The organism is Pollutimonas bauzanensis (genome assembly GCF_040393045.1).
GTDB classification, from domain to species: Bacteria; Pseudomonadota; Gammaproteobacteria; order Burkholderiales; family Burkholderiaceae_B; genus Pollutimonas; species Pollutimonas bauzanensis_A.
Window position 1 is genome coordinate 1 of sequence record NZ_JBEBUX010000138.1, and the last position, 10445, is coordinate 10445.

General features: G+C 54.6%; 8 protein-coding genes. 3 read left to right on the forward strand and 5 right to left on the reverse strand.

Going from position 1 to position 10445, the window contains the following annotated elements; all coding sequences use genetic code 11:
* The 4 genes from ABWO67_RS16755 to rpsL all read right to left on the reverse strand — a co-directional run.
* Positions 1-736: elongation factor Tu (locus ABWO67_RS16755; protein WP_353153620.1), on the reverse strand; the 736-nt coding region annotated here is incomplete at its 3' end.
* Positions 737-812: 76 nt separating this feature from the next.
* The gene (gene fusA, locus ABWO67_RS16760; RefSeq protein ID WP_353153623.1) at positions 813-2915 is read right to left on the reverse strand and encodes an elongation factor G; all 2103 of its coding nucleotides are present in this window, start codon (positions 2913-2915) and stop codon (positions 813-815) included.
* Between the two features lie 15 nt (positions 2916-2930).
* Entirely contained in the window at positions 2931-3401 is a 471-nt protein-coding gene (gene rpsG / locus ABWO67_RS16765) for a 30S ribosomal protein S7 (RefSeq protein WP_353153626.1), read from the reverse strand.
* A 136-nt stretch (positions 3402-3537) separates the two neighbouring features.
* Entirely contained in the window at positions 3538-3915 is a 378-nt protein-coding gene (gene rpsL / locus ABWO67_RS16770; protein WP_073110196.1) for a 30S ribosomal protein S12, read from the reverse strand.
* A 405-nt stretch (positions 3916-4320) separates the two neighbouring features.
* On the opposite strand from rpsL, the gene ABWO67_RS16775 reads away from it, so the two are divergent.
* Genes ABWO67_RS16775 through ABWO67_RS16785 form a run of 3 tightly spaced genes read left to right on the forward strand, consistent with a single transcriptional unit; the run spans position 4321 to position 8113 of the window.
* Entirely contained in the window at positions 4321-5025 is a 705-nt protein-coding gene (locus tag ABWO67_RS16775) for a response regulator transcription factor (RefSeq protein ID WP_353153629.1), read from the forward strand.
* A 12-nt stretch (positions 5026-5037) separates the two neighbouring features.
* Positions 5038-6138 (forward strand): FecR family protein, encoded by a 1101-nt coding sequence (locus tag ABWO67_RS16780; protein ID WP_353153632.1) that lies wholly within the window; start codon positions 5038-5040, stop codon positions 6136-6138.
* Position 6139: 1 nt separating this feature from the next.
* Positions 6140-8113: a CHASE2 domain-containing protein gene (locus ABWO67_RS16785; RefSeq protein WP_353153635.1), complete on the forward strand. Its 1974-nt coding sequence runs from the start codon at positions 6140-6142 to the stop codon at positions 8111-8113.
* Positions 8114-8192: 79 nt separating this feature from the next.
* On the opposite strand, the gene ABWO67_RS16790 is transcribed toward ABWO67_RS16785, so the two are convergent.
* Positions 8193-10445 (reverse strand): DNA-directed RNA polymerase subunit beta' (locus tag ABWO67_RS16790; protein ID WP_502930038.1); only part of this gene is annotated, 2253 nt, incomplete at its 5' end.

Genomic DNA, 10445 nt, shown 5'->3' on the forward strand with positions numbered 1-10445 from the left:
CGATTTCTTCACCGACCTTGACGATACCGCGCTCGATACGGCCAGTCACCACGGTGCCGCGACCCGAGATCGAGAACACGTCTTCCACAGGCATCAGGAACGTGCCGTCAATGGCGCGCTCTGGCGTAGGAATGTAGGTGTCCAGCGCTTCGGCCAGCTTCATGATGGCAGGCTTGCCCATGGGGCCTTCGTCGCCTTCCAGAGCCAGTTTGGCCGAACCCGTGATGATCGGGGTGTCGTCGCCAGGAAAATCGTACTTCGAGAGCAGCTCGCGCACTTCCATTTCAACGAGTTCGAGCAGCTCGGCGTCGTCGACCATGTCGGCCTTGTTCAGGAACACAATGATGTAAGGCACGCCAACCTGGCGCGACAACAAGATGTGCTCACGCGTTTGTGGCATGGGGCCGTCAGCGGCCGACACGACCAAAATCGCGCCGTCCATTTGCGCTGCGCCCGTGATCATGTTCTTGACATAGTCAGCGTGGCCCGGGCAGTCAACGTGGGCGTAGTGACGCGCTTGCGTTTCGTACTCGACGTGCGAGGTGTTGATCGTGATGCCGCGTGCTTTTTCTTCAGGAGCCGCGTCAATTTGCGCGTAGCCCTTGGCTTCGCCACCGAAAGCGGTTGCCAGCACAGTGGTGATTGCCGCTGTAAGCGTGGTCTTGCCGTGGTCAACGTGGCCAATCGTGCCGACGTTTACGTGGGGTTTGGTACGTTCGAACTTACCTTTTGCCATGATTTATTCCGTCAATGTTTTCAAGGAAACAAAAAAATTTTACCTGCCCACCACATAGGGTGGACAGGACCTATTATTACTTACCGCGAGCGGTAATAACTTCGTCAGCCACATTCTTAGGAGCTTCGGCGTAGTGCTTGAACTCCATGGTGTAGGTTGCACGACCTTGCGTTTGTGAACGCAGGTTGGTCGAATAACCAAACATCTCGGCCAAAGGTACTTCAGCCTTGATGATTTTGCCACCACCTACGATGTCGTCCATACCTTGGACCATGCCGCGACGCGAGGACAAATCGCCCATCACGTTACCGGCGTAATCTTCAGGTGTCTCGACTTCCACAGCCATCATGGGTTCGAGCAATACCGGGCTGGCTTTGCGCATACCGTCTTTGAATGCCATGGAGGCAGCCATACGGAATGCGTTTTCGTTCGAGTCAACGTCATGGTACGAACCAAAGAACAGCGTAACCTTGACATCGACCACCGGGTAACCGGCAACGACACCAGCAGGCAAGGTTTCTTGAATACCCTTGTCAACTGCAGGAATGTATTCGCGAGGAACCACACCGCCCTTGATGGCGTCGACGAACTCGTAGCCGCCGCCAGGAGGCAAGGGCTCGAGCTTGAGCACAACGTGACCATACTGACCACGACCACCGGATTGCTTGACGAACTTGCCTTCGATTTCTTCGCAAGTCTTGCGAATCGTTTCGCGGTAAGCCACTTGTGGCTTGCCTACGTTGGCTTCCACGCCGAATTCACGGCGCATGCGGTCAACCAGCACTTCAAGGTGAAGCTCGCCCATACCGGAAATAATGGTCTGGCCGGATTCTTCATCGCTACGTACGCGGAACGAAGGATCTTCTTGTGCAAGACGCGACAGCGCAATGCCCATTTTCTCCTGGTCGGCTTTAGTCTTAGGCTCGACGGCTTGCGAAATCACGGGCTCTGGGAAAATCATGCGTTCAAGCAAGATGTGCTCGTCAAGATCGCACAGCGTTTCGCCAGTGGTCACGTCTTTAAGACCCACAACAGCGGCGATGTCGCCTGCCAAAACTTCCTTGATTTCAGCGCGGTTGTTTGCGTGCATCTGCAAAATACGGCCGATACGCTCTTTTTTGCCCTTGATAGGGTTATAGACCGTTTCACCGGATTTCAAGACGCCCGAATACACACGCACGAAAGTCAATTGACCTACGAACGGATCGCTCATCAGCTTGAATGCCAATGCCGAGAACTTGGCGTTGTCATCTGCCGGCAGGCTGATGGCATTGCCTTCGTCATCGGTACCGTCGACAGGAGGAATGTCGATAGGCGAAGGAAGATAGTCGACAACGGCGTCAAGCATGCGCTGAACACCCTTGTTCTTGAACGCCGTACCGCACAACATAGGCTGGATTTCGCCAGCAATGGTGCGTGTACGAATGCCAAGATTGATTTCAGCTTCGGTCAAGACACCTGTTTCCAGGTACTTGTTCATGAGCTCTTCAGACGCTTCGGCAGCCGATTCAACCAACTTTTCGTGCCATTCGGCAGCTTCGTCAGCCAATTCAGCAGGAATTTCCATGTATTCGAACTTCATGCCTTGGCTGGCTTCGTCCCAAATAATGGCTTTCATTTTGACCAGATCGACCACACCCGTAAAGGTGTCTTCAGCGCCGATAGGAATAACGATAGGCACAGGATGGGCCTTGAGGCGCAACTTCAGCTGTTCGTAGACCTTGAAGAAGTTGGCGCCAGTGCGGTCCATTTTGTTAATGAACGCGAGGCGAGGCACGCCGTACTTATTGGCTTGACGCCATACGGTTTCCGACTGGGGCTGAACACCGCCCACAGCGCAATACACCATGCAGGCACCGTCGAGCACACGCATGGAACGCTCGACTTCAATAGTGAAGTCGACGTGTCCGGGGGTGTCGATGATGTTGATGCGGTGCTCTGGATAGTCGCCAGCCATACCACGCCAGAAGGCAGTGGTAGCAGCCGAAGTAATCGTAATGCCGCGCTCTTGCTCTTGCTCCATCCAATCCATGGTGGCGGAGCCTTCATGGGTTTCGCCAATTTTGTGATTGACGCCGGTATAGAACAGGATGCGCTCTGTCGTCGTGGTTTTCCCTGCATCGATGTGCGCAGAGATACCAATATTGCGATAGCGCTCGATTGGGGTTTTGCGGGCCATGATAGTGTCCTTAGATTACCAACGGAAATGGCTGAATGCTTTGTTAGCCTCTGCCATCTTGTGCGTGTCTTCACGCTTTTTCATTGCTCCACCGCGACCTTCGGAGGCGTCAAGCAATTCACCGGCCAGGCGCAAATCCATCGATTTTTCACCACGCTTTTTGGCTGCTTCACGCAACCAGCGCATGGCAAGTGCCAGGCGGCGCACAGGGCGCACTTCAACTGGTACTTGATAGTTTGCACCACCTACGCGGCGGCTTTTCACTTCAACGAGGGGCTTGATGTTGTTAATTGCGAGATTGAAAACCTCGATAGGCTCTTTGCCAGTTTTAGCCTGAATCTGTTCGAAAGCACCGTAAATGATGCGTTCTGCAACGGCTTTCTTACCAGACAACATAACAACGTTCATGAACTTGGCAAGCTCTACGCTGCCAAATTTTGGATCGGGGAGAATATCACGCTTGGGGACTTCGCGACGACGAGGCATTTTAACTTCCTTGTGACAGTTCAGTTGAACCGTTTTTACACGGCCACGACCACTTTATAAAAAGGGTCACTTACATGCTATGGGCGCACGCCCACGGCTGCACTGATACGACCAGACAGGCTGGACTATGGAAAACTTAGGCTTTTTTCGGGCGTTTTGCACCGTACTTGGAACGCGATTGCTTGCGGTCTTTAACACCTTGCAAGTCAAGCGAACCGCGAACGATGTGGTAACGAACACCAGGCAAGTCTTTTACACGACCACCACGAACAAGAACGACCGAGTGTTCTTGCAGGTTGTGGCCTTCACCGCCGATGTACGAAATGACTTCGAAACCGTTGGTTAGACGTACCTTGGCGACTTTACGCAAAGCCGAGTTAGGTTTTTTAGGGGTAGTGGTGTACACGCGAGTGCAAACACCACGACGCTGAGGGCAGTTTTCGAGCGCTGGGCTCTTGCTGTTCTCGCGAGAGACTTCGCGCGGCTTGCGCACGAGTTGGCTAATGGTTGGCATGACCTTTTACGCATCCTGTGACTTCACGCATTCTGTACTTATGTACCGAATTGCGTATTTGAATGAGACGCCTGCTGCTCTAGGCTTGGCATTTTGCCAAACACTAAAAGGAGCCTCAGGCGGTTTGCGCAAAAACCGCCTGACACGAAAAACGTAAAAGAGCGGGTCTTGCGGCTGCTGCGATGTAAATTACTAACTTACAAAAGGCATTTTGGCAAATAAACCCTTTAGTAAGCTCGCCATCGTAGCATGGCAAAGTTAAAAAGGTCAAGAAGAAGGCAATGTATTTAATTATCGTGGGCCAACTGCTGCTATTTAGCGACGGGGCCAATAGCTCGACATGCTACCGATGGTATCGTAACATTAGTTATCTATTTATCAACGCAGACAGGCCTCTTCATCATTATGCATATAGCTTCCCTAGAAGACGATCTCGCCCAGGCCCAGCTAATACATAATACGCTTACAAACAATGGGCATGAATGTACGGTTTTCAACCTGGGGAAAGACCTGCTGGCCGCCCTCTCCCGTCCCACCGCCTTCGATCTGCTGCTGCTCGACTGGGAAATACCCGACATCAGCGGTTTGGAAGTCGTACGCTGGGTACGCGCCAATCTGGGCTATACGATGCCCATCATGTTTCTGACCAGCCGGACACTGGAAGAAGACTTGGTGGTCGGCCTGCAGGCTGGCGCCGACGACTATATGATCAAGCCTGTACGGCAAAATGAACTATTGGCCCGCCTGGATGCCCTGCGCAGGCGCCATAGTCCAAGCGTATCGCAAGAACAGCCCTTCAGTTGCGGCGCCTACGAGATCGACCCATCACTGGACACGATTCGCCTGAAAGGCGAAAAGATGGATCTCGCACCTAAAGAATACGAGTTGGCATTGCTGCTTTTCCGCAATCCCGGTCAATTGTTTTCACGAGATGTGTTAAGCAGCCGGGTCTGGAACCGTGAAATTCCCGCCACTTCTCGAACACTTGATACTCATTTGTCCAACTTGCGACGAAAGCTGCGCTTGGGCGCCGAACACGGCGTACGACTGAATGCGTCATACGCGCTGGGCTACCGCCTGGAACTGATTACTGAAAACCATACCACTTAGGTCACAATGCGCTTGTCCTGCCTGCTTCACCGATTACTTCCGTCCATCGTATCCAGCATTTTCCTGGTGTTTGCGACCACCCCAGCTCTGGCTCAACCCGCTGGCGCTCGTGGCGAGAACTTCCTGTATCGGGTCATCGCCGGCGATACGCTTATCGACCTGGCGCAAAAATATACGACAACGTCCTCCAACTGGACTATTCTACAAAGTTTGAATTCGGTGGAAGACCCCTTCCGATTAAGCATCGGAACCGAACTGAAAATACCGTTTTCCCTGATACCAGAACTGCCTTCGCCTGCACAGGTCAGCCACATCTCCGGCGAAGTCAGCGTCAATAACACCCCGGCCAAGCTCGAAGATGAAGTAGCAGAAGGCAGCAACATACGTACTGGGGCCAACGGCTTCATCACGCTTGCACTGGCTGACGGCAGCGTGCTATCGGTTCCCGCCGCATCGTCGATGCAGATAGAGCGCCTACGGGTCTTCAAGGGAACTGGCCTTATCGATACTATTTTCTCGATACAAGACGGGGCTCTGGAATCCAGCGTGGCCCCTCGCGCCACCGGCGTGGGCAGGTTTGAAATCCGCACGCCGGTCAGCATAACCGGGGTCCGCGGTACAAGCTTGCGGGTACGGGCCTCTGACAACGGCGCACAAAGCGAAGTCTTGTCCGGAAGCGCCCAGCTCAACTCAAGCCAGGCTGGTAATGCCACCTTGCGTCCGAATCAAGGGGCCGCTGTAAACGCACATGGCAAATTGCTGGGCATACGACCCTTGCTGCCGGCACCAGCACTTACCGAGCCCGTACGTGGCGGCCAAGGCTGGACGGCATCATTCCCACCGATTCCAGGGGCAGTATCCTACCTGGTCCGCGTGGCAACCGACGACGCTGGCCATCACCTGGTTTCCAGCAAGCATTTTGATGCGCCTGACATTACCTTCAGCGCGTCCCGACCAGGTACCTACTACGTCATTGTCCGCGCCGTTGACGCCGACGGCGTTATGGGAAAAGATGCCATCCTCCCATTCTTGGGGCGAACGGTACTAAATAGCTCTGACGGTTCGGCCGTTTTCAGTGGTTATGGCGAATTTGTGCAACTGACGGAGTTCTAACATGCCGCGTTCCGTCGAGCATACGGACGCGAACTTCTGGGGCGGCCTGGAACGGCGTACGCGCATAGAATGGCTACTGGTTACCCTGGTCATGATGCTTATGACCATGGCCGCAAGCTACTTCGGCGACAGTATTGGCCTTACCCGCCTGGACCATACGTTTTATGACAAGACGCTGTCGGCCGCGGTTCAGTCATCCAATACCGATAAAATCGTCATTGTTGCGATAGACGACGGCAGCATCAATCAGCTCGGCTATTGGCCCTGGCGACGGATCGTACATGCGCAGTTGCTGGATAGGCTGCATGAGGCAAAGGTTGTTGGCGTCGACCTTGTGTTTAACGAAATAAATCCAGCCTATCCGGAGGATGACACGATATTGGCCGAAGCCATCCACCGTCATGGCAACGTCGTGCTGCCGTTAGTGGTCGAAAAAGGCAATCACAATACCCTTGCACCCCTGCCTCTCTTGGCCAATGCGGCCGAGCGCCTCGGATATATCAATATCTATCCTGATGAGGACGGGGTCATCCGTTCCCTGGTTCCGCAGCAAACATTGGCGTCCGGCCTGCATGTTGAACATTTCGTCACGGCCATAACCCGGGCAGCAAACAATCTGGTTGATGTCCCGTCCTCGCAACAGCCCGATGCATCCCCGCGCTTGATACCTTATGCAGGTACGCCTGGGCACTTCACGATGTATCCCTATGCGCAAGTGCTGGATGGTCAGATACCGGAGTCCAGCTTCAAGGATAAGTATGTCCTGATCGGTTCCTGGGGCTCGGGGCTGGGGGATGCGTTCCCCACGCCGCGGTCCCTCCACGGGGAAACCATGGCCGGTGTCGAAATCCTGGCAAATGGGCTGCTCAGCACGCTGGATAACAATTGGATAACAACGCCTAATCGATGGCAGGCCGCATTACTCGCGGCTTTGCCCGTTTTCTTGATCTGCCTGGGATTACGCCGCCTGTCGCCGCGACGCTCGTTTGCAATCGCCCTGGCTGTACTGGCTCTTATCTTCATTGTCAGCGGACTGCTAATGCACTACGCAAACATATGGGTTCCCATCACCGCCAGTCTTATCGGCGTGGCGCTGGCCTATCCCGTATGGAGCTGGCGCAGCCAGGAAGCCGCCTTGCAGCATATCGACGGCGAGTTGCAAACCTTGCATCAAGAAACCGCCGAGCATGGCAATTCCTCTTTACCCGGCTCGCCTTCCCCCACTGACGGCTCTCTGTCTGCCCGCGTAACGCAACTTCATAGCGCAATAGGCCAGTTGCGGCAGGCCCGGCAAAAAAGGGAAGAGACCATGCGCTTTCTCTCGCATGACATGCGTGCGCCGCAGAACTCCATCCTGGCCCTGACCCAGTTGCAAAAGCAACCTGAAAGCGAGCTGCCTGAAGCCGAATTGCTGCGAAGAATCGACCTGTATGCGCACAAAACGCTCAGCCTGGTTGATGGCTTCGTGCAATTGGCTCGCGCAGAGGCCATGACGATACGACATCAAAGCGTGGATCTGGTAGAGCTTGTGGAGCTTAGCCGGGACGATTTCTGGGCGCAGGCCAAGCAACGGCACATCAGCATCCTATTTACCGAACATCCCGAAGCCGCCTGGATTGACGGCGATGAAGCATTGCTACGGCGAGCCTGCTGCAACGTCATCGATAACGCCATTAAATACAGCCCTGAAAATTCCACCATTACGTGCAGCATCGTTAACGATAGCAATGACTGGCTGGTTATCGTCAGCGATCAAGGCAGGGGCATAAGCGAAGCACAGCAGCAAAATCTGTTTACGCCGTTTATGCGCGCTGATGAAAACGTGCATGGCAATCCGGGCGGCGTAGGGCTTGGCTTGGCCTTTACAAACACAGTGGTGGCGCGACACGGCGGCTCCATCCAGGCGAAAAGCCATGAAGGCGCAGGCGCCACTTTCATATTGCGCTTTACCGCCAAGAAAGATATTGACGACTGATCAGCCACATATAACGAACATAAAAAAACGCCGGGTGTGTATAAACACCCGGCGTTTTTAATTACAGCGTACCGTTGATTTACTCTTCGGCTGAACCTGCAACCTCATCGGAAGCAGACTCTTCGTGCGTTTCCACTGCTGCGGCTGGCGGGGTATCCTCGAAAGGATTGGCCATTGCGCGTGCTGCTTGACGTTCGGCCGCTTCGTGGGCCTCTTTGTCTTTGCGCGCCATGTGATACGCCATACCCGTACCTGCCGGAATCAAGCGCCCGACAATCACGTTTTCTTTCAGACCACGCAAGTCGTCCCGTTTGCCCATGATGGCAGCTTCGGTAAGAACGCGCGTAGTTTCCTGGAACGATGCCGCCGAAATGAACGAATCGGTCGACAGCGAAGCCTTGGTAATACCCAACAGCACGTTATCGTACGTAGCGGGGATCTTGCCGTCGGCTTCCATGCGGTCGTTTTCGTTGAACAATTCAGAACGTTCGACCTGTTCACCCGTAATGAAACTGGTGTCGCCGGCGTTGGTGATGTTCACACGACGCAGCATCTGACGAACAATCACTTCAATGTGCTTGTCGTTGATCTTCACGCCTTGCAAACGATACACGTCCTGAACTTCATTGACCACATAGCTGGCGAGACGCTCGATGCCCTGCAAACGCAGAATATCGTGCGGATCGGCCGGACCATCAACAATCATTTCGCCCTTGTTCACCACTTGGCCGTCATGCACCAGCACCTGTTTTTCCTTGGGAATCAGGAATTCGTGGCTGACGCCGTCCAGATCGGTAATGACCAGACGCTGTTTGCCCTTGGTGTCTTTACCGAACGAAACCGTACCGGTAACGTCGGCAAGCATGCCGGCGTCTTTCGGGGAACGGGCTTCGAACAGTTCGGCCACACGTGGCAAACCACCGGTAATGTCACGAGTCTTTTGCGATTCTTGTGGAATACGCGCCAGAACTTCACCAATCGCTACCTGCATGCCGTCGCGAACAGTAATCAGCGCACCGACCGGGAAGGTAATGTTCACCGAATGGTCTGTGCCAGAGATCTTGACCTCTTCGCCGGCCTCGTTGATAAGCTTGATTTGCGGACGCATCATGATCTTGCCGCCGCGTGTCTTGGGCGTAATGACCACCAGCGTCGACAAACCAGTCACTTCGTCCAGCTGCCTGGCTACCGTAACGCCTTCTTCGATGTTCTCGAAGCGCACCAGTCCGGCGTATTCAGACACGATCGGACGGGTCAATGGATCCCAGTTGGCCAAACGTTGACCAGCCTTGACCGCATCGCCGTCGCCGACGGTAATGGTTGCGCCGTACGGGATCTTGTGACGTTCGCGTTCGCGGCGATTGTCATCAAAAATGATGATTTCGCCAGAACGGGAAATGGCAATCCGATCGCCCTTCGTATTGGTAACGTAGCGCAAACCGATGGCAAAGCCGATGGTGCCGGTGGACTTGGTTTCCACCGAACTGGCCATTGCTGCACGGGATGCGGCACCACCAATGTGGAAAGTACGCATCGTAAGCTGCGTGCCAGGTTCCCCGATGGACTGAGCGGCAATAACGCCGATCGCCTCACCGCGGCTGATCATGCTGCCGCGTCCCAGATCGCGCCCATAGCAATGTGCGCACAAACCGTGGCGGGTTTCGCAAGTCAGGGGCGTACGCACCTTGACTTCGTCCACGCCAATGCTGTCGATGTAGTCAACCAGGTCTTCGTCCAGCAGCGTACCAGCAGCAAGCGCCGTTTCCTGAGTTTCAGGATTGACGATATCGGCAGCCACCACGCGACCCAGAATACGATCGCGCAAAGGTTCGATGACCTCGCCGCCTTCCACCAGGGCTTTCATCATATAGCCGCGAGTCGTGCCGCAATCTGACATCGTGATGACCAGATCCTGCGTTACGTCGACCAGACGGCGTGTCAGGTAGCCCGAGTTAGCCGTTTTAAGCGCCGTATCGGCCAAGCCTTTACGTGCGCCGTGAGTGGAAATAAAGTACTGAAGTACGTTAAGACCTTCACGGAAGTTGGCGGTAATCGGCGTTTCGATAATCGAACCGTCAGGCTTGGCCATCAGGCCCCGCATACCAGCCAGCTGGCGAATCTGCGCAGCGGAACCCCGGGCGCCGGAGTCAGCCATCATGTAGATGGAGTTGAACGATTCCTGACGCACGGCTTCGCCGTGACGATCCGTTACCGGTTCAGTAGACAGCTGTTCCATCATGGCCTTGCCGACTTTATCGCCAGCCTTGCCCCAGATGTCGACCACGTTGTTGTAACGCTCTTGCGATGTCACCAGACCCGACGAATACTGCTT